Source organism: Phenylobacterium sp., from assembly GCF_041691455.1.
In the GTDB taxonomy this organism is placed as follows: Bacteria; Pseudomonadota; Alphaproteobacteria; order Caulobacterales; family Caulobacteraceae; genus Phenylobacterium.
The window spans coordinates 158,358-177,281 of record NZ_JBEPUO010000001.1; the positions used below are offsets into that span (position 1 = coordinate 158,358).

Sequence of the window (18,924 nt, forward strand, 5' to 3'; positions counted from 1 at the left end):
CTAGGGGATGCAACGTCGCCCCTGACGGGGGCGTTGGATCGTCCTATATTGGATTTAGCGCCACACGGCGGAACTCCTGAAGGCCTCATCGTTGCAAGTGCTCGAGTTGATCATCTTCGCAGGCCTCGCGGCCATCGTGCTCTACCAGCTCTACGCGGTGCTGGGCCGGCGCGTGGGACGCCAGCCGGAGGATTCACCGGCCGTTCCGACGACGTCGTCAGCCGTCGAGCGCGGGCCGGACGCCCCGGCCCTTGAGGCTTCGGACGACGGCGTCTCGCTCACCGGCCTCGCGGCCGTGAAGGCCAAGGATCCCGCCTTCGATGTCAGCCGGTTCCTGGGCGGCGCGAAGAGCGCCTATGAGATGATCGTCAAGGCCTTCGCGGCCGGCGACCGGAACAAGCTGCGCGACCTGCTGGCCCCGCCGGTGATGGCGGGCTTCGACACCGCGATCGCCGCGCGCGAGGCGGAGAACCGCACCGAGACGGTCGAATTCCTGCATGCGCCCCGCGCCGACCTGGAAAAGGCCGAGGTGGTGGGCGCCGACCTCGCGCGGGTGACCGTGCGGTTCCTCGCCGAATTCCGCAGCCGCACCAAGGGACCGGAAGGCGAAGGCGTCGAGGATCGGCGCACCGCCGAGCTCTGGACCTTCGAGCGCCACCTGAAGAGCCGCGATCCCAACTGGATGCTGATCCACGTCGACGCCGCGGAGGCTTGAGCGGCCGTGCAGTCGCGAGCCGTCGGCGCGGCGTTTGCCGCGCTCATCCTGGCCGCCTGCGCCGCCACCCCGCCCAGCTACCCGATCGCCCATTCGCCAGCCCGGCGTCCCCCGCCCTCGCCCTTCCCCACTGAGCCGCGCGCGCCATCGACCCCCGTTGAACGCAGCGCGCCGCTCACCGCTCTGAAGGGCTGGGAGGCCGAGGACCACGCCGCGGCGCTGGCCGCGTTCCGCGAGACCTGCGGCGCGGCGCGCGATCCGGCCATGGCCCAGGTCTGCCGCAGCGCGCGCGCCATCGGCCCGCTCGACCGCGACCGGTCCAGGCGTTTCTTCGAGGCCAACTTCCGGGCCGAGGCCGCGCCGGGCGATGGTGTGCTGACCGCCTATTTCGCGCCCGAATACCCGGCCCGCCACAAGAAGACCGAGGAGTTCAGCGCCCCGCTGCGCGCCCGGCCCGCCGACCTCAAGACCGTCGACGCCGGGATGTTCGATCCGGCCCAGACCGGACGGTCGGGCGCCGCGCGCGATAACGGCGACGGGACGCTCGCCCCCTATCCCGACCGCACGGCCATCGAGGCGACGCCGCCCGGCCACGCGCTCGCATGGCTCCGGCCCGAGGACCTGTTCTTCCTGCAGATCCAGGGCTCCGGCGTGCTGACCTTCGAGGGCGGCAGGCGGATGAAGGCGCTCTACGCCGCCAACAACGGCCGGGCCTTCGTCGCGGTCTCCAACATCATGCGCGACCGGGGCCTGCTGGCCGGCGACAACACCTCGGCCGAGGCGATCCGTTCCTGGCTCGCCGACCACCGGGGCCCCGACGCCGAGGCCATCATGCGGCTCAATCCGCGCTACGCCTTCTTCAGCCTGGCCCCGGACGACGGCCGCCAGCCGGTCGGCTCGGCGAACCTGCCGCTGCCGCCGGGCCGCGCCCTGGCGGTCGATCCGGCCTACCACCAGATGGGCGAGCTCTACTGGGTGGACGCCGAGACGCCGATCCTCAAGGGCGCCTTCCCCAGCTACCGGCGCCTGGCGCTGGCGCTCGACACCGGCGGGGCGATCAAGGGCGAGGTCCGCGCCGACCTCTACCTGGGCCTGGGCGCGGCAGCGGGCGCCGAGGCCGGGCGAGTGCGCCATACACTTAGGCTTTACCGGCTGGTCCCTAAAGACGGCCCGCGATGAAGCGGCCCCTGAAACCGGAAGAACGGCACATCTGGGGGATGGTGGCGGCCACGGTCCATCCCCTGCCCGGCCGCGCGACTCCCAAGGCTGAAACGGCCGACGCCATCCCCGCGCCGGCCAGGGCCGAAGCCGCCGCCAAAATCGGCGTCGCAGCCGCGCCGCGGCCCAAGCCGGCCAAGCCGCGGGCCGAGCTCCACTACATCGAACCGAACCGCAAGCACCGCATCGCCCGCGAGCGCGACCCGATCGGCGCGCGCCTCGACATGCATGGTCTCGACCAGGACCGGGCCCGTGGCGTGCTCGAGCGGTTCCTGACGCGGGCCTGGGACGAGGGCTTCCGCGCCGTGCTGATCATCACCGGCAAGGGCGTCCAGGGCGACGGGATCCTCAAGCGCCGCACACCGGAGTGGCTGGCCGCGCCGCACCTGGCGCACATGGTCGCCGGCATCTCCGACGCCGCCCGCCACCACGGCGGCGGAGGCGCGCTCTATGTGGCGCTGAAGCGGAAGGCGCGCGGCTAGGTCTTACGACCGGCCTTCTCGTCGAGGCCGGACGTCCCTTCGCGGGCCTCCAGCTTCGCGGCGACCTCTTCCAGCGACACCCCCGCCGCCGCCAGAACCACCAGCCAGTGGTAGATCAGGTCGGCGCTTTCGGCGGCGAGCGCGGCCTTGTCGCCCTGGGTGGCGGCGATGACCGCCTCGACGGCTTCCTCGCCGAGCTTCTTGGCGGCCAGCGACGGGTCGGCGAGCAGCTTGGCGGTGTAGGACGCCGCCGGATCGCCGCCCTTGCGGCTTTCGATGACGGCGCCGAGGCGCGCCAGGACATCGGCGAAACGGCTCATGCGGCGGCCCCGGTCTTCATATCCGGCAGGCGTACGGGGATGCGGGCCGCGGCCATGGCCTGCTTGACCTCGCCGATCGAGACCTCGCCGAAGTGGAAGATCGAGGCGGCCAGCACGGCGTCCGCGCCGCCCTGGATCACGGCGTCGACCATATGTTGCGCGTTCCCGGCGCCGCCCGAGGCGATCACCGGCACGGACACGGCGCTTGTGACGCCTTTCAGAAGCTCGAGGTCGTAGCCGATCTTGGCGCCGTCGCGGTCCATGGAGGTGAGCAGGATCTCGCCGGCCCCGCGGCCCACCGCCTCGACGGCGTAGTCGACGACGTTCAGCCCGGTGGCGGTGCGACCGCCGTAGGTGAAGACTTCCCACCCCTCACCGACCCGCTTCGCGTCGATGGCGACCACCGTCGCCTGGCTGCCGAAGGCGTCGGCGCAGCCGGAGATCAGGTCGCGGTTCTCGACCGCGGCGGTGTTGATCGAGATCTTGTCGGCCCCGGCCAGCAGCAGGCGCCGTGCGTCCTCCACCTGGCGGATGCCGCCGCCGACCGAGAGCGGCATGAAGCAGACGTCGGCCGTGCGGGCCACGACGTCGAGGATCGTCCCGCGGTTCTCGTGGCTGGCGGTGATGTCGAGGAACATCAGCTCGTCGGCGCCGGCCGCGTCATAGGCGCGGGCCTGCTCCACCGGATCGCCGGCGTCGCGCAGGGAGACGAACTGCACGCCCTTCACCACCCGGCCGTCCTTGACGTCCAGGCAAGGGATGACGCGAACTCGCAGCGTCATGCGGCCACCTTCAGCGCCTCGCCGGGCGTGATCGCGCCGTTGTAGAGCGCGCGGCCCAGGACCGCGCCGGCGATGGCGGTCCCCTGGTGGGCCTTCAGGCGGACGATGTCGTCGATGGTGGCGAGGCCGCCGGCGGCGATCACCGGGATCGCCACCGCGTCGGCGATCGCCCCGAAGGCCTCGACGTTGAAGCCCATCACCGTCCCGTCCCGGTCGATGTCGGTGATGATCAGGGCGCTGACGCCGGCGTCCTCGAACCGCTTGGCGACCGTGATGGCGCCGAGGTCGCTGTCCTCGGTCCAGCCCTGCACGGCGACCTTGCCCTTGCGGACGTCGACGCTGACGGCGATCTGCTCGGGCCAGGCCTTGGCGGCGTCGCGCACGATCTGCGGCTCGCGCACCGCCACGGTGCCGAGGATCACGCGGCTGACGCCGGCTTCGATCCAGCCCTCGATGTCGGCCATGGTGCGGATGCCGCCGCCGAGCTGCACGGGCACCGAGACCGCGTTGAGGATCTCCTCGACCGCGGCCTGGTTGACCGCCTGGCCGGAGACCGCTCCGTTCAGGTCGACCACGTGGATCCAGTGGAAGCCGCCGTCGGCCCAGAGCCGCGCCTGGTCGGCCGGCGAGGTGTTGAACACCGTCGCGGTGGCGAGGTCGCCGTGCACGACGCGCACGCAGCTGCCGTCCTTCAGGTCGATGGCGGGGTAGAGGATCACGGTCGCCACTCCAGGAAGCGCGCGAGAAGGGAAAGGCCGGAGGCTTGCGACTTCTCCGGGTGGAACTGCACGCCGGCCACATTGCCCCGCGCCACCGCGGCGGGGAACCGCTCGCCGTGCTCCACATAGGCCGCGACGTCGCGTTCGTCCTTCGGGAAAAAGGCGAAGGAGTGGGTGAAGTAGACCGTCTGCCCATCTTTCAGGCCGGCGAAAATGGGTGGCTGGTCGGCGACGCCGGTCAGGCCGTTCCAGCCCATGTGCGGGACCTTGATCGCCGGGTCGGCGCTCTCGAGCCTGCGGACATCGCCGGCGATCCAGTCCAGCCCGGGCGTCTCGCCGAACTCCAGGCCGCGCGAGGCGAGCAGCTGCATGCCGACGCAGATGCCCAGGAACGGCGCGCCCTTGCCGTGGACGGCCTCGGTCATGGCCTCGGAGACGCCGGGCCGGGCCTCGAACGCCGCCATGCAGGCCGCGAAGGCGCCGACGCCCGGCAGCACGATGCGGTCGGCGTTGGCGATGACGTCGGGGTCGTCGGTGACCACGATCTCGCTCTTCCCGTCCGCGGCGCGGATCAGGGCCTTTTCGGCCGAGCGAAGGTTGCCCGACCCGTAATTGATCAGGGCGACGCTCTGCATGGACATGGCTTCCTTATTTGGTCGCGCGTCCTGCGAAAAAGCTCGCCGCTTTTTCTGTCCGTCGCTCCACCTAGAGCACACCCTTGGTGGAGGGGGCGTGGCCATGGGTCTTGGGGTCGAGCTCAACCGCGTGGCGCAGCGAACGGGCCAGCGCCTTGAAGCCGCTCTCGGCGATGTGGTGGGAGTTGGTCCCGTAGAGGGTTTCCAGGTGCACGCAGGCCCCGCAGTTCATGGCGAAGGCGTGGTGGAACTCCTTGAAGAGCTCGGTGTCCATATCGCCCACCCTGGGGGTCTTATACGACACGTTCCAGATCAGGTACGGGCGGTTGGAGAGATCGATGGCGCAGCGCGTCAGGGTCTCGTCCATCGGGATGTAGGCGTGGCCGAACCGGCGCACGCCCTTGAAGCCGTCCAGCGCCTGGTTGAACGCCTGGCCGAGCACGATCCCGGTGTCCTCCACCGTGTGGTGCATGTCGATGTGCAGGTCGCCCTTGGTCTCGATTGTGGCGTCGAAGCCGCCGTGCCGGATGAAGCTCTCCAGCATGTGGTCGAAGAAGCCGATGCCGGTGGAGACCTTGGACTCGCCCGAGCCGTCCAGATCGAGCACGATCCGGATCTGGGTCTCCTTGGTGTTGCGGACGACCTCCGCCTTGCGGCTCATCATCAATATCCCCGATTAGTAGCCTTTTTGGGCCGCCAGGTCCTTGAGCGAGACCAGCGGTCGCGGACCGTAGTGCGAGATCACCTCGGCCGCCGCAAGCGAGGCGAACTGTCCGCATTGCTGGAGGGCTCGCCCCCGTGAAAGACCGAACATGAAACCGGCTGCGTATTGGTCGCCGGCGCCGGTCGTGTCCACGATTTTCTCCACCGGCTCGGCCTTGACGCTCAGGCGTTCCCCCGTCGACAGGATCACCGAGCCCGCCTCGCCCCGGGTCACCGCCGCCAGCTTCACGCGCGGGCGCAGCGCCTCGACAGCCTCGTCGAAGCTGTCGGTCTGGAACAGGGCCAGGATCTCGTTCTCGTTGGCGAACAGCAGGTCTACCTGGCTTTCGATGAAGCCCATCAGGCCGGCGCGGTGGCGTTCGACCACGAAGCCGTCGGAAAGCGTCAGCGCGATCATCCGGTCGGCCCCGTGCGCCAGGGCCGCGGCCTTGGCGAAGGCGCGGCGGGCGGCTTCGGCGTCGAACAGATAGCCTTCGAGGTAGACGATCTTCGCCGCTTCCACGACCGCGGGGTCCACGTCGCTGTCGGTGAATTCCACGGAGGCGCCCAGGAAGGTGCACATGGTGCGCTGGGCGTCGGGGGTGACGTTGATCATGCTGATCGCCGTGCCCGGCCCGCCGACCAGCGGCGCGTTCTGGAAGCGCGCGCCGATCGCGTGCATGTCCTGGGCGAAGACTTCCCCGTGCCAGTCGTCGGCGACCTTGCCCATGAAGGCGCCCCGGCCGCCGAAGCTGGCGAGGCCGGCGATGGTGTTGGCCGCCGAACCGCCCGACGTCTCGACGCCCGCGGCCATCTTAGCGTAGAGCGCCGCCGACTGGGCCGGGTCGACCAGCATCATCGCGCCCTTGTCGAGATTGTTCGCCGCCAGAAATTCGTCGGTCGCCGGAGCGATCACGTCGACGATGGCGTTGCCGATCGCGGCGACGTCGTAGAGGTCCGGCATTCTTGAGCTTTCAGGCGAGAGACGAGGGCGGACTTACAGACAATCCGCCCGCGCGGCAACGCAGCCCTCGCCCGCGCCCCGGCGTCAGGCCGCCAGGTGCGACACCAGGAACGCCGCCGCCGGCAGCATGAGCAGCAGGCCGACCGCGACGATGGCGAGCAGGCCCCATTCGGTGGGCGAGATGGTGACACCCGCCTTGCGGGAGGTCCGGTTGGCGATGTTCGGCCGGGTGATGCAATCGGTGGTCATGGAAACCTCCATCAGGGGAATTCGATTGACCTCAATAAGGTCATCGGACGCCGCTCGACAAAGGACAATGCCACCGGTCAGGTGATCTCAGATCACTCGAAGCGACGCAGGCCCTCGGCGTCCGCCTGGGCGACCATCCAATTGCGGAAGCGCCGGATATCGGGCCGGTCGGCCTTCTCGGGCAAGGTCAGGATCCACTGGCTGTAGGTACTGAGGAGCTCGATATCGAAGGGCTTGACCAGCCGCCCGGCGGCCAGCTCGTCCTGCACCAGGGCCGCCTCTGCCAGCGCGACGCCCCGGCCGGCCACGGCGGCCTCGATGGCCAGGTAGATGTTGGAGAACAGCTGGCCGCGCCGCCAGTTGACCTCCGGGGCGCCGGCGAGCGCCAGCCAGGCGCCCCAGTCGGGCTCGGCCTGCGCGAGGTTCACGTCGGCGAACAGCTGGACGTTCGCCAGATCGCGAGGATGGTCGAGCGGCGTTTCCGCCAGGAGCCGCGGGCTGCAGACCGGGAACATGAAGAGCGAGATCAGCTTCTTCGCCGCGAGCCCCGGATAGGGACCCCGGCCGAAGCGGATCGCAACATCGTAGCGGTCGCGCACCAGGTCCACGGTGGTGTCGGAGGCCGCCACCAGCACCTGGATCTCCGGATGGCGCTCGTTGAAGAGGTGCAGCCTGGGCACCAGCCAGCGGGCGGCGAAGGAGTGCATCGCGGTGACCGCGAGCACCTGCTGGCGCGGGTTGCGCACCTCGTCGACCGCCTCCTCGATCCGGGTGATCCCCTGGCGCACGCCGACGGCCAGGCGCTCGCCGGTCTCGGTCAGGCGGACCGCGCGGTTGAACCGCTCGAAGAGCCTGACGGCGAGGTCGGCCTCCAGCGCCTTGATCTGACGGCTGACCGCGCCCGGCGTGATCGCCAGCTCCTCGGCGGCCCGCAGGAAGCTCTCGTGCCGTGCGGCCGCCTCGAAGACCCTGAGCGAGGTCAGCGGAAGGCGCGGCCGCGCGCTCATCCCGGCACGAACAGGTGCTTCGACGGGCAGAGATCGCCGACGACGCATTCCTCGCACTTCGGCCGCCGCGCCACGCAGACATAGCGGCCGTGCAGGATCAGCCAGTGGTGGGCGCGGGTCTTGAGCGGGTCGGGCACGATGGCCATCAGTTCCGCCTCCACCTGGTCGGGCGTCTTGCCGGTGGCCAGGCCCAGGCGATGGGAGACCCGGAAGACGTGGGTGTCGACGGCGATGGCCGGCTCGATCCGCAGCTCGTTCAGCACCACCGAGGCGGTCTTGCGCCCGACGCCCGGCAGGGCCTGCAACGCCACGCGGTTCAGCGGCACCTCGCCGCCGTACTGCTCCACCAGGATGCGGCTCATGGCGATGACGTTCTTGGCCTTCATATTGTAGAGGCCGATCGAGGAGATGAACGGCTTCAGGCCCGCCTCGCCCAGCGCCAGCATCTTCTGGGGCGTGTCGGCCACCTTGAAGAGCTTCCCGGTCGCCTTGTTCACCGAGACGTCGGTCGCCTGGGCCGAGAGCGCCACGGCGGTCACCAGGGTGAAGGGGCTCGCGTAGTCGAGCTCGGTGCGCGGATCGCTCTCCTGCTCCTCGAAACGCCGGAAGATCTCGGCGATGCGCGCCTGCTCGGCGGGGCTGAGGCGCTTCGCGCGCGGCTTGGTCTTGGCGGGTTTCGGGGGCTTGGCCATGCGACACGCAAGATGGCCGCCGCGACCCCTTCCGCCAAGGCGCTTTCCGGGCCTATGGTCCCCACCCAGATGCTCGGCCAGACCTACATGGACGCGGTGATCACGCCGCACCGATCCCTCTCCGAGCGGGGCTTCATCATCCTGATCACCGTGGTGACACTCGCCAACTGCTGCTCGGCGGCGGTGTTCATCTACATGGGCGCGGTTTTCGTGCCGTTCTTCCTGGGCCTCGACGTCCTGGCGGTGATCGTCGCCTTCATGGCGAGCTTCCGCGCCGCGCGGCGGATCGAGCGGGTGCAGGTCACCGCCCGCGACGTGGTGGTCACCCACGAAGCGCCCAACTGGAGCCGCATCGTCTGGGAGAGCCCGACGGCCTTCACCCGGGTTTCGGTGGAGACGGAGGAAGACCGCACCATCGGCCTGCGCCTGGCGCTATCCGACCGGCAGGTCGCCGTCGCCCAGGCGCTCAGCCCGCGCGAGCGCGGCGAGTTCGCCAAGGCCCTGCAGCAGGCGATCCGCGACGCCCGGCTGGAGCGCGGTTAGGCGGGTTTCTCCACCGCGATGATCTGATCGAACACCAGGGCCCACTTGCCGGCGCGGCGTTGCCAGATGCGGACATAGTGGCCGCGGCCGGTCTCCCAGCGGGCGTCGCCGTAGGTCCAGGCGAGGTCGCCGGCCTTCGAGGCGCCGCCGCCGAGCGGGCCGAAGGCGATCGACCTGGCGCGGGTCGCCAACTCCCTGTCCACCGCCGCCGGCGTGGTCGAAGGCGCGGCGCCCGATCCCTGCACGTGGGCGTCGGCGGCGAGCACGGCCTTCACGGCCGCCGCAGCGTCCGTCCTGGCGCGGGCGGCCAGCGCCATCTCTGCGGCCCTGACCTGGTCCATGGCGGCGGCCGGGGCGAGCGGCGTGGGATCTCCGGGCGGCATGACGGCCGGCGCGGCGTCGGGACCGGGCGCGGCCGCGTTGTCGGCATTGGCTCCGCCGTCGAACAGCCACTTCCAGCCGCCGTCCGGCTGGCGGGCCCAGACCGTGAAATAGAAGATGTTGAGCGGCTTGCCGTTGATCGTCGCCGGGCCGGTGGTGAAGCCCAGGTCGCCGGAGCGGGCGACGCCGACGAAATTCGGCCACCAGTTCAGCAGCGGCCCGCCCTCCCTTGGCGTCTTGCCGGGCGGCCGGGCGCCATAGACGGCCCTCGCCAGCAACGGATCGGGGCTGAAGACGATCGCCTCGTCGGTCATAGATTCCAGGAAGCTCGGTCCGATGCCGGCCACGGAGGCGCGGGCGGCGAAGGCGCGCTCGGCGGCCACCACCGGCGCGGGATCGGCCGGAGCCGCCGCACGGGCTGAAAGGGCCAGCAGGCTCACGGCCAGCAGGCCCGGCGCCACGATCGTCTTCCGCACGGCTTCAGCTCTCCCCCGAGTTCCATGCAAATCTGCCTGAACCGCCGCGCGGCGTCTCGGCGCCTCGCGACGAACGGCGCCAGCGCCGCGACCGGCGCCGCGATGACGGTTGCGCCGGGCGGGCTGAGCGACAAGATACGAGCATGGTCTTCACCGAAGCCGAGGTCGAGCGCTACGCCCGCCATCTGGTGTTGCGCGAAGTGGGCGGCCCCGGGCAGCAGAAGCTGAAGGCGGCCAGCGTGCTGATCGTCGGCGCCGGCGGCCTGGGCTCGCCCGCCGCCCTCTACCTGGCCGCGGCCGGGGTCGGCTCGCTGTTCATCGTCGATCCGGACGAGGTCGACCGCTCGAACCTGCAGCGGCAGATCCTCTATGCCGAGGCCGACGTGGGCCGGTCCAAGGCCGAGGCCGCCGCCGACCGGCTGGCCGGGTTGAATTCCCACATCTTTGTCGCCGGATATAAGGGCGCTTTCGATAATTCGACAGCCGACGAACTGTGCCGGCGCGTCGATCTGGTGCTGGACGGGACCGACGACTTCGCCGTCCGCTATGATGTGAACGCCGCCTGCGTGCGGCATGGCAAGCCGCTGATTTCCGGCGCTATCGGCCGCTGGACCGGGCAGGTCGGCGTGTTCGGCGGCCAGCCCTGCTACCGCTGCCTGGTGCCGGAGATCCCGCCCGACGCCGAGACCTGCGTCGCGGTGGGGGTGGTGGGCGCCCTGGCCGGGGTCATAGGATCGATGATGGCGCTGGAGGCGGTCAAGCTGATCGCCGGGGCCGGCGAGCCGCTGCTCGGCCGGCTGATGATCTACGATGCGCTCTCGGCAGAGACCCGGACGGTCAGGGTGGGGGCGGACCCGGAGTGCCCGGTCTGCGGCGGCCGATGACCGCGCCGCTGGTTCCGGAGCTCGACGTCACCGACCTCGACCTGTCGCTGGCCTTCTATTGCGACGTCCTGGGCTTCGTCATCCGCTACGCCCGACCTGAGGAACGGTTCGCCTATCTGCAGCGGGACGGCGCGGAGCTGATGCTGGAGGAAGCCGCGGGACCGGGCCGCCGCTTCCGCACCGCCGCGCTCGAGCCGCCCTTCGGCCGGGGCATGAACCTGCAGATCCGGGTGGCCGACGCCGGCGCGCTGTGCCGCAAGGCCGCGGCGGCGCAGGCCAGGATCGTCGTCGATCTGGAGGACCGCTGGTACCGCCGCGCCGAGGATGAGGTCGGAAACCGGCAGTTCGTGGTGGCCGATCCCGACGGCTATCTCCTGCGGTTCTACGAGGATCTCGGAGCCCGGCCCGCCTAGCCCGCTTCGACCAGCCGTGCGCGGCGCAGGCCGTGCAGGCTGTTGCCCAGGAACCAGCGCTCGGCGCGGCGGATGTCGTCGAGGATGAGCGGCGCCTCGATCGCCTGCCCGTCGGCGATCAGGGTCCTACGCAGGACGCCGGGCAGGGCGCCGGCGTTGAGCGGCGGCGTCACCAGCCGCCCGGCGATCTCCACGAAGAGGCTGTTGCGCGAGGCGTCGGCCGCCGCCTCGTCCCGGTTTAGCAGCAGCGCCTCGTCGAGGCCGCGCGCCGCGGCCGCGGCGAAGGCGCGTTCGTAGACGGCGCGATGGGTCGTCTTGTGGCGCAGGAACGGATCGCCGGCATCCAGCCGGTCCGCCGCCACCCCGACCTGCAAGACCCGGTCGGAGGGCGGCGCGGCGGCCTCGCAGGTGACCGCGAGCGCGCCGTCGCGGCTCAGGACGACACGCACCCGGCGGTCGTCCCCGGCCCAGGCCTCACCCAGGCGGGCCAGCTCGGCCCCCGCCGCGTCGCGGTCGAAGGTGAAGCCGAGACGGAGCGCCGAGGCGCCGAGGCGGTCGAGGTGGGCTGAAAGGCGGATGAAGCTCCCGGCCGACCAGCGGAAGGTCTCGATCAGGCCGTAGTCCTCGGCCAGGTCGGTCAGGACCCGGGCCTTGAGCAGGGCTTCGTCATATTCGCCGGCCGGGTCGGAATCGGCGACGATCCCGCCGCCCACGCCGTAGGACCCCTCGCCCGTGGTGGAGAGCACAGCGGTCCGGATGGCGACGTTGAAGGCCATGTCGCCGCCCGGCTCGATCGCCCCGATCGCGCCGGTGTAGGCGCCGCGCGGCTCGGTCTCCAGGTCCGCGATCGCCTCGGCCGCCCGGATCTTCGGCGCGCCGACGATGGAGCCGCAGGGGAACAGCGCCGTCATCCTCGCCCGCAGGCTCGTCCCCGGCCGCAGGCCCGCCGTGACCGTCGAGGTCAGGGCGTGGAAGGTCGGGAAGGTCTCGACGGTGAAGAGCGCCGGCGTCCGCACGCTGCCCGGCCGGCTGATCCGCGACAGATCGTTGCGCAAGAGGTCGACGATCATCAGGTTCTCGGCCCGTTGCTTGGGATCGGCCGGGAGGCGCCGGGCGGCCGCGGCGTCGGCCTGCGCCCCGCTCTCCCGCGCCGCCGTGCCCTTCATCGGCCGGGCGGTCGCGCGGTCCCCGCGCACCTCCACGAAGAGCTCCGGCGACACCGACAGCAGGGTCCGGTCGCCCATCGCCACGACGCCGCCGTGCGCCACCGGCTGGCGGGCGCGCAGGGCCGCGTAGAGCGCCAGCGGCGCGCCGGCGTAGCGGAAGCGCATCGGGAAGGTCAGGTTGGCCTGGTAGAGGTCGCCGGCCCGGATCAACCGCAGGACCTCATCCACCTTGGCCATGTGGTCGGCCCGCTCGCGCCCGGCCGCGAGGGCGGCGATCGGCGGCGGCGGGCCAAGCGCGGCGAAGGCCTCGTCCAGGGCCTGGGCCGTCAGCGCCCGCGCCCCTTCGAACAGGCCGAACCACAGCAGGGGGCCGTCCCGGGCCTCCGGCATGCGCGCCGCCAGCGCCGGCTCCAGCGCATAGCCCAGCTCATAGGCGAAGAAACCCGCGGCGTGCAGGCCGCGGCCAAGCCCGGCTTCGATGGCGTCGAACGCCGCCTCGACGGCGGCCGGGTCATCGCAACGGACCACCGCCACCGGATCGCGATAGAGCCTGGCAGGCGCCTGGCGGCTCAGGCGGTCTTCGAGCAGGACGAAGGGGGCGGTCAGGTTGGCGGGCGGCTCCTCAGGCTCCAGGCGGACACCTTGGCTCACATCATCGAGGGGATCACCCGGTCCGGCGGCTTGTGGCCGTCCATCCAGGTGCGGATGTTGATGATCACCTTCTCGCCCATGTCGATGCGCCCTTCCAGGGTCGCCGAGCCCAGGTGGGGCAGGAGGACCGCATTGGGCAGGTTCAAGAGCTTCGGATTGATCCGCGGCTCGAACTCGAAGACGTCGAGGCCGGCCCCGGCGATGGCGCCCGACTTCAGCAGCTCGGCCAGCGCGTTCTCGTCGATGATCTCGCCGCGGGCGGTGTTGATCACGATGGCGTGCGACTGCAGCAGCTTCAGCCGCCGCGCCGAGAGCAGGTGATAGGTGGCCGGGGTGTGGGGCGAGTGGACCGAGATGATGTCCATCCGAGCCAGCATCTGGTCGAGGCTGTCCCAGTAGGTGGCGCCCAGCTCCTCGGCGATCCGCGGGCTGACCGGTTTCCGGTTGTGGTAGTGGATCTGCAGGCCGAAGGCTCTGGCCCGCCTCGCCACCGCCTGGCCGATGCGGCCCATGCCGATGATCCCCAGCCGCTTGCCGGTGACCCGGTGGCCCATCATCCAGGTGGGGGTCCAGCCGGTGAAGCCGCCGGCCTGGGTGACGTTGGCGCCCTCCACGATCCGGCGGGCCACGGCCATGATCAGGGCCAGGGTCAGGTCGGCGGTGTCCTCGGTGAGCACGCCCGGCGTGTTGGTGACGGTGATCCCCTTGGCGATGGCGGCGGCGACGTCGACGTGGTCGATGCCGGCCCCGAAGTTGGCGATCAGCTTCAGCTTCGGCCCGGCCTTTTCCAGGAGCGCCGCGTCGATCTTGTCGGTGATGGTCGGGGCCAGCACGTCGGCGCGCGCCACCGCGTCGGAAAGTTGCGCCCGGGTCATCGGCGTGTCGGTCAGGTTGAGTTCGGTGTCGAACAGCTCGCGCATCCGCGTCTCCACCGGATCGGGGAGCTTTCGCGTGACGATGACTTTCGGCTTGCGGGCTGGCATGTGTGACTTGAGATTGGGGGCGACGTGAAGAGGAAGCGTTTCCGGCGCCGCTTCACCGGCGCGTCGTATTGTCCGCAACCTCTATCAAAGGCGCCATGCACGGCCAAGGCGAGGCTCTTGAATTGGTGAAGACGCAAGGCCGCCTGCTGAAAAGCGCGGCGCTCGGTTTGCTGGCCGCGCTCGGCCTCGCCGCGGCCGCGGGGGCCGCCGAACGGCAGACGCCGTCCGGCATGCCGGTGCCGCGCTATGTGTCCCTGAAGTTCGACAAGGTGAACGCCCGCGCCGGTCCCGGCGACGATTACAAGCTGCTCTGGGTCTACAAGGTCCGCGGCCTGCCGCTGCAGGTGATCGCCGAGACGGCGGAATGGCGCCGGGTCTGCGATCCGGAGGGCGCGCTGGCCTGGGTGCACAAGCGCGTCACCGACGGGCGGCGGATGACCATGAACGTCACCCAGGCCTCGGTTCCCCTGCTGCAGAAGCCCAAGGAAGACGCCAGGCCGGCCGCCTATTTGAACCCCCGCTCGCTGGCCGCGTTGGACCGTTGCCGCAAGGGCTGGTGCCGTGTGCGCGCCGACCATGCTTCGGGCTGGGTGCGCCAGGGCGGCCTCTGGGGCGCGGCCGAAGGACCGCAATGCCGGCCGCAGGGCCGGTGAGCCCGGCATTGAGCGCCGGGTTCGGCTCTGCTACGGCCAGACCCCGTAAAGTGTTGGAACCCCAGATGACCGAAGCCAAGGCGCAGGATCACTACAGCTTCGAAGAGCTCATGACCTGTGCTCGCGGCGAGATGTATGGGACGGGCAACGCCCAGCTCCCGGCGCCGCCGATGCTGCTGTTCGACCGAATCACCAAGATCAACGACACCGGCGGGCAGCACGGCAAGGGCTACATCGAGGCCGAATTCGATATCAATCCGAACCTCTGGTTCTTCGATTGCCACTTCATCGGCGACCCGGTGATGCCCGGCAGCCTCGGCCTCGACGCACTCTGGCAGCTGGTCGGCTTCTACCTGGGCTGGATCGGCGGCAAGGGCCGCGGCCGCGCGCTCGGCTGCGGCGAGGTGAAGTTCGGCGGCGAAGTGACCCAGTCCATCAAGAAGGTCACCTACAAGATCGAAATGAAGCGGGTCATCAACCGCAGGCTGGTCATGGGGATCGGCGACGGGGTGTTGGAAGCCGACGGAACGCCCATCTATTGGGCGGCTGACCTCCGTGTCGGCCTTTCTCAGCGGCCGTAGCGCCGAGGATTCGGGAAGAAACCATGCGACGCGTCGTCGTCACCGGGATGGGCATTGTTTCCTCGATCGGGAACAACGCCAACGAAGTGCTGGCCTCGCTGCGTGAGGCCAGGTCCGGCGTGGTCGCCGCGCCGGAATACGCCGAGCTCGGCTTCCGCTGCCAGGTCCACGCCCCACCGCAGATCGACTGGGAATCGATGGTCGACCGCCGGGCCGCCCGGTTCCTGGCCCAAGGCACCGCCTTTGGGCACCTGGCCATGGAACAGGCGATCGCCGACTCCGGCCTGGAAGACTCCCAGGTCTCCAACGAACGCACCGGCTTGATCGTCGGGTCCGGCGGACCGTCCACGCGGGCTATCGTCGAGGCCGCCGAGATCACCCGCACCAAGGGCCCCAAGCGCGTCGGCCCCTTCGCGGTGCCCAAGGCGATGAGTTCGGGCGCCTCGGCGGTCCTGGCCACCTGGTTCAAGATCAAGGGCCTGAACTTCTCGATCTCCTCGGCCTGCGCCACATCGGCCCACTGCATCGGGGTCGGCTACGAGCAGATCCTGATGGGCAAGCAGGACGTGGTCTTCGCAGGCGGTGTCGAGGAGCTCGACTGGACGCTCAGCGTCATGTTCGACGCCATGGGCGCCATGAGCTCGAACTTCAACGCGACTCCGGCGGTGGCCAGCCGCGCCTACGACAAGGATCGCGACGGTTTCGTCATCGCCGGCGGCGGGGCCATCGTCGTGCTGGAGGAATACGAGCACGCCAAGGCCCGCGGCGCGAAGATCTATGGCGAGATCATCGGCTACGCCGCCAATTCCGACGGCTTCGACATGGTCGCCCCGTCCGGCGAGGGTGCGGTGCGCTGCATGAAGCTCGCCATGTCGACCATCGGCGGCCGGCCCATCGACTACCTCAACCCGCACGGCACCTCGACGCCGGTGGGCGACAGCCGCGAGATGGAGGCGGTGCGCGGTGTGTTCGGAGCCAAGCCGCCGCTGATCTCGTCCACCAAGTCGCTGACCGGCCACAGCCTGGGCGCCGCCGGGGCGCAGGAGGCGATCTACTGCCTCTTGATGCTCAACAACGGCTTCGCGGCCAAGAGCGCCAACATCGACACGCTCGACCCCGAGTTCGCCGACCTGCCGATCCTCCTGGAGCGGTCGGACAAGCCGCTCGAGACCGTGATGTCCAACAGCTTCGGCTTCGGCGGCACCAACGGCTGCCTGGTGATGGCGCGGGTCTAGGCTTGCCCTAGGCGTCCGGCCCGGCCACAAACCCCGTCAACGAGACGAGGGAGGCGTGACGTGGCCGACGACTATAAGATGCTCAAGGGCGATCTCATGCGCGGCAAGCGCGGGGTCGTCACCGGTGTCGCCAACCACCAGTCGATCGCCTGGGGCATCGCCAGCCAGCTCGCCGCCCAGGGCGCGGAGATGGCCTTCCTGCACCTGCCGGGCATGGAGCGCCGGGTCGAGCCGCTTGCCGAGAGCATCGGGGTCAAGGTCCTGGCGCCCGTCGATGTCACCGACGACGCGGCCATGGATACGGCCTTCGGGGTGGTCGAAAAGGCGTTCGGCAAGATCGACTTCTTCGTCCACGCCATCGCGTCCGCCAGCCGCGACGAACTGAAGGGCTCGTTCGTGGACAACACCACGCGGGACGGCTTCCTGCGGGCGATGAACATCTCGGCCTTCAGCTTCGTCGACTGCGCCCGGCGCGCGGCGGCGATGATGCCGGAGACCGGCGGCTCGATCCTCACCCTGACCTACATGGGCTCGGAGCGGGCCATCCCGAACTACAACACCATGGGCGTGGCCAAGGCGGCGCTGGAGGCGGCCGTCCGCTACGCCGCGCGCGACCTGGGCCCGAGGGGCATCCGGGTGAACGCGCTCTCGCCGGGGGCCATGAAGACCCTGTCGCTGGCCGGCATCTCCGGAGGGCGCGGCATGCTGGCCAAGGGCCGCTCGCTCTCGGCCATGCAGCAGGACACCTCCATGGAAGGCGTCGCCGGCGCGGCGCTGTGGCTGCTGTCGGACCTCGGCCTGTCGACCACGGGCGAGATTGTCCACGTGGACGCGGGCTTCCACATCATGGGCTTCCGCGAAGACGAGGCCGAGGCGGGCTAAGCCCTATGGCCGGCGCCGACGCTCCCAAGGACATCGACGTCATCATCGCCGGCGCGGGGATCGCAGGCGCGACGCTGGCGCTGGCGCTGAACCAAGCCGGTCTCAAGCCGGTGCTGATCGACCCGGTGGTGTTCGACGCCCAGGTGGCGCCCACGTTCGACGGGCGCGCCTCGGCCATCGCTTATGCAGCGTTCCGGCAATGGCGCGCGCTGGGGGTCGGCGCGGCGCTCGAGCCGCACGCCCAGCGCATCGAGCAGATCCTGGTCACCGACGGTCAGACCCCCGGCGCCGCGGCCGGAGGACCCTCGCCCTTCTTCCTGCGGTTCGACAGCGCCGAGATCGCCGACTCGTCCGATGGCGAGCCGCTCGGCTACCTGCTGGAGAATCGCCACATCCGCGCCGCGCTCGCCAAGGCGGTGATGGACGCCGGCATCGAGGTCCTGGCCCCGGCCAAGGTGGCCCGCGCCGCGTTCGGGCCGCGCGAGGCGGTGGTGACCCTGGCCGACGGCCGCGAGCTGCGCGCGCCGGTCGCCGTGGGCGCCGAGGGCCGCGGCTCGGTGATCCGCATCGAGGCCGGGATCGGCGCGGTGGGCTGGGACTATCCGCAGACCGGCGTGGTCGCCACCGTGCGCCTGGAAAAGCCGCACGAGGGCGTGGCGCACGAATATTTCCTGCCCGGCGGCCCCTTCGCCATCCTGCCGTTGACCGACAACCGCGCGAGCCTGGTCTGGACCGAAAGCCGCGGCCGGGGCGAGGCCCTGAAGTCGGCTCGGCCGGAGGTGTTCCACACCCACCTGATGCGCCGGTTCGGGGACTTCCTGGGCGAGGTCACGGTCGAGGGGCCGGTCTTCACCTATCCGCTCAGCCTGCAGCTCGCGGAGCGCTTCGTCGCGCCCCGGGCCGCCCTGCTGGGCGACGCCGCCCACGGGGTCCATCCGATCGCCGGCCAGGGCCTGAACCTCGGCCTGAAGGGCGCGGCGGCGCTGGCCGAGACCCTGGTCGAGGCCATGCGGCTCGGCGAAGACATCGGCTCGGAAGTCGTCCTGGAGCGCTACGCCGCCTGGCGCCGCTTCGACACCGTCACCCTCTCGGCCGGCATGGACGCCTTCGTGCGGCTGTTCTCCAACGACAACCCGCTGCTGCGCCTGGCGCGGGGGGCCGGCATGGCCGCGGTCAATCGGATCGGCCCGGCGCGGCGGTTCTTCATGACCGAAGCGGGCGGCGCGGTGGGAGACCTGCCGCGGCTGCTCCGGGGCGAGGCGCTCTAGGCGGCGATAAGATGAAGGCTCGGATCACCTTCAACATGAGCGAAGACGGCGAGCTGGAAATCTGGTTGAACGCGGCCGGCCGTGATCTGCTCGTGCGCGAACTCCAGGGACTGAACGAGAAGTGGGACCATTTCCATTTCGGCCCGGAGGATATGGCGGAGGTCGAGGTTTCCAGCATCGCCTACCGGGCGACAGATACCCTCCTCGAATGGGGAAAGATCTTGTTCAGGCCAGACGAGTGGGACGCCGACTATTACCCACACGTTCTGCAACCGCCCGAGAAGCCGACCGCCAGCTAATCCCTTCGCGGCTCCAGCCGCATC

24 protein-coding genes are annotated in these 18,924 nt (G+C 70.4%); 12 read left to right on the plus strand and 12 right to left on the minus strand.

Going from position 1 to position 18,924, the window contains the following annotated elements:
• The first annotated feature begins 97 nt into the window (after positions 1–97).
• From timA to ACESMY_RS00865, 3 genes are read left to right on the plus strand one after another with little or no spacing between them, the layout of a single operon-like run.
• Positions 98–715 carry a TIM44-related membrane protein TimA gene (gene timA, locus ACESMY_RS00855; RefSeq protein WP_372781217.1) on the plus strand — a complete coding sequence of 206 codons (618 nt, stop codon included), beginning with the start codon at positions 98–100 and terminating at the stop codon, positions 713–715.
• 6 nt (positions 716–721) lie between these two features.
• A complete protein-coding gene (locus ACESMY_RS00860) occupies positions 722–1,894 on the plus strand; it encodes an MltA domain-containing protein (protein WP_372781219.1) in 1,173 nt (390 codons plus the stop codon).
• Positions 1,891–2,415, plus strand: a complete 525-nt coding sequence (locus ACESMY_RS00865; RefSeq protein ID WP_372781221.1) for a Smr/MutS family protein — start codon at positions 1,891–1,893, stop codon at positions 2,413–2,415. The genes ACESMY_RS00860 and ACESMY_RS00865 overlap by 4 nt, the downstream gene beginning before the upstream one ends.
• On the opposite strand, the gene ACESMY_RS00870 is transcribed toward ACESMY_RS00865, so the two are convergent.
• The 9 genes from ACESMY_RS00870 to nth form a co-directional block, all read right to left on the minus strand.
• Positions 2,412–2,735 (minus strand): phosphoribosyl-ATP diphosphatase, encoded by a 324-nt coding sequence (locus ACESMY_RS00870; RefSeq protein WP_372781223.1) that lies wholly within the window; start codon positions 2,733–2,735, stop codon positions 2,412–2,414. The genes ACESMY_RS00865 and ACESMY_RS00870 overlap by 4 nt on opposite strands.
• Entirely contained in the window at positions 2,732–3,517 is a 786-nt protein-coding gene (hisF, locus tag ACESMY_RS00875) for an imidazole glycerol phosphate synthase subunit HisF (protein ID WP_372781225.1), read from the minus strand. The genes ACESMY_RS00870 and hisF overlap by 4 nt, the downstream gene beginning before the upstream one ends.
• A complete protein-coding gene (gene hisA, locus ACESMY_RS00880) occupies positions 3,514–4,236 on the minus strand; it encodes a 1-(5-phosphoribosyl)-5-[(5-phosphoribosylamino)methylideneamino]imidazole-4-carboxamide isomerase (protein WP_372781227.1) in 723 nt (240 codons plus the stop codon). Before hisA ends, hisF begins: the two co-directional genes overlap by 4 nt.
• On the minus strand, positions 4,233–4,871 hold the full coding sequence (gene hisH, locus ACESMY_RS00885; RefSeq protein ID WP_372781229.1) for an imidazole glycerol phosphate synthase subunit HisH: 639 nt from the start codon (positions 4,869–4,871) through the stop codon (positions 4,233–4,235). The genes hisA and hisH overlap by 4 nt, the downstream gene beginning before the upstream one ends.
• A gap of 70 nt (positions 4,872–4,941) precedes the next feature.
• The gene (hisB, locus tag ACESMY_RS00890) at positions 4,942–5,532 is read right to left on the minus strand and encodes an imidazoleglycerol-phosphate dehydratase HisB (protein ID WP_372781231.1); all 591 of its coding nucleotides are present in this window, start codon (positions 5,530–5,532) and stop codon (positions 4,942–4,944) included.
• A gap of 15 nt (positions 5,533–5,547) precedes the next feature.
• Positions 5,548–6,537 carry an adenosine kinase gene (locus ACESMY_RS00895; protein WP_372781233.1) on the minus strand — a complete coding sequence of 330 codons (990 nt, stop codon included), beginning with the start codon at positions 6,535–6,537 and terminating at the stop codon, positions 5,548–5,550.
• Positions 6,538–6,621: 84 nt separating this feature from the next.
• On the minus strand, positions 6,622–6,786 hold the full coding sequence (locus ACESMY_RS00900) for a hypothetical protein (RefSeq protein WP_372781235.1): 165 nt from the start codon (positions 6,784–6,786) through the stop codon (positions 6,622–6,624).
• A 92-nt stretch (positions 6,787–6,878) separates the two neighbouring features.
• Complete coding sequence (gene gcvA, locus ACESMY_RS00905) at positions 6,879–7,793, minus strand: transcriptional regulator GcvA (protein WP_372781237.1); 915 nt, start codon at positions 7,791–7,793, stop codon at positions 6,879–6,881.
• On the minus strand, positions 7,790–8,485 hold the full coding sequence (nth, locus tag ACESMY_RS00910) for an endonuclease III (RefSeq protein WP_372781239.1): 696 nt from the start codon (positions 8,483–8,485) through the stop codon (positions 7,790–7,792). Before nth ends, gcvA begins: the two co-directional genes overlap by 4 nt.
• A 12-nt stretch (positions 8,486–8,497) precedes the next feature.
• On the opposite strand from nth, the gene ACESMY_RS00915 reads away from it, so the two are divergent.
• The gene (locus ACESMY_RS00915; RefSeq protein ID WP_372781241.1) at positions 8,498–9,028 is read left to right on the plus strand and encodes a DUF2244 domain-containing protein; all 531 of its coding nucleotides are present in this window, start codon (positions 8,498–8,500) and stop codon (positions 9,026–9,028) included.
• Here the strand turns inward: ACESMY_RS00915 and ACESMY_RS00920 are convergent.
• Entirely contained in the window at positions 9,025–9,885 is an 861-nt protein-coding gene (locus ACESMY_RS00920; RefSeq protein ID WP_372781243.1) for a DUF4440 domain-containing protein, read from the minus strand. The two genes, ACESMY_RS00915 and ACESMY_RS00920, sit on opposite strands and share 4 nt — an antisense overlap.
• Positions 9,886–10,028: 143 nt before the next feature.
• On the opposite strand from ACESMY_RS00920, the gene ACESMY_RS00925 reads away from it, so the two are divergent.
• Together ACESMY_RS00925 and ACESMY_RS00930 are read left to right on the plus strand one after the other, a co-directional pair.
• Entirely contained in the window at positions 10,029–10,769 is a 741-nt protein-coding gene (locus ACESMY_RS00925; protein WP_372781245.1) for a ThiF family adenylyltransferase, read from the plus strand.
• Positions 10,766–11,182, plus strand: coding sequence for a bleomycin resistance protein (locus ACESMY_RS00930; protein WP_372781247.1), 417 nt, complete (start codon positions 10,766–10,768; stop codon positions 11,180–11,182). Before ACESMY_RS00925 ends, ACESMY_RS00930 begins: the two co-directional genes overlap by 4 nt.
• On the opposite strand, the gene pabB is transcribed toward ACESMY_RS00930, so the two are convergent.
• Entirely contained in the window at positions 11,179–12,999 is a 1,821-nt protein-coding gene (gene pabB / locus ACESMY_RS00935; RefSeq protein ID WP_372781249.1) for an aminodeoxychorismate synthase component I, read from the minus strand. The two genes, ACESMY_RS00930 and pabB, sit on opposite strands and share 4 nt — an antisense overlap.
• Positions 12,996–13,982 (minus strand): 2-hydroxyacid dehydrogenase, encoded by a 987-nt coding sequence (locus tag ACESMY_RS00940; RefSeq protein WP_372781251.1) that lies wholly within the window; start codon positions 13,980–13,982, stop codon positions 12,996–12,998. The genes pabB and ACESMY_RS00940 overlap by 4 nt, the downstream gene beginning before the upstream one ends.
• Positions 13,983–14,107: 125 nt before the next feature.
• Between ACESMY_RS00940 and ACESMY_RS00945 the strand changes: the two genes are divergently transcribed.
• From ACESMY_RS00945 to ACESMY_RS00970, 6 genes are all read left to right on the plus strand, one after another.
• Positions 14,108–14,635 (plus strand): SH3 domain-containing protein, encoded by a 528-nt coding sequence (locus ACESMY_RS00945; RefSeq protein WP_372781253.1) that lies wholly within the window; start codon positions 14,108–14,110, stop codon positions 14,633–14,635.
• 65 nt (positions 14,636–14,700) lie between these two features.
• Positions 14,701–15,216: a 3-hydroxyacyl-[acyl-carrier-protein] dehydratase FabA gene (gene fabA, locus ACESMY_RS00950; RefSeq protein ID WP_372781255.1), complete on the plus strand. Its 516-nt coding sequence runs from the start codon at positions 14,701–14,703 to the stop codon at positions 15,214–15,216.
• 23 nt (positions 15,217–15,239) lie between these two features.
• Positions 15,240–16,451: a beta-ketoacyl-ACP synthase I gene (fabB, locus tag ACESMY_RS00955; RefSeq protein ID WP_372781257.1), complete on the plus strand. Its 1,212-nt coding sequence runs from the start codon at positions 15,240–15,242 to the stop codon at positions 16,449–16,451.
• 60 nt (positions 16,452–16,511) lie between these two features.
• Positions 16,512–17,333, plus strand: coding sequence for an enoyl-ACP reductase (locus tag ACESMY_RS00960; protein WP_372781259.1), 822 nt, complete (start codon positions 16,512–16,514; stop codon positions 17,331–17,333).
• A gap of 5 nt (positions 17,334–17,338) precedes the next feature.
• Positions 17,339–18,601, plus strand: coding sequence for a UbiH/UbiF/VisC/COQ6 family ubiquinone biosynthesis hydroxylase (locus ACESMY_RS00965; protein WP_372781261.1), 1,263 nt, complete (start codon positions 17,339–17,341; stop codon positions 18,599–18,601).
• Positions 18,602–18,612: 11 nt separating this feature from the next.
• Complete coding sequence (locus ACESMY_RS00970; protein ID WP_372781262.1) at positions 18,613–18,900, plus strand: hypothetical protein; 288 nt, start codon at positions 18,613–18,615, stop codon at positions 18,898–18,900.
• Positions 18,901–18,924 lie beyond the last annotated feature (24 nt).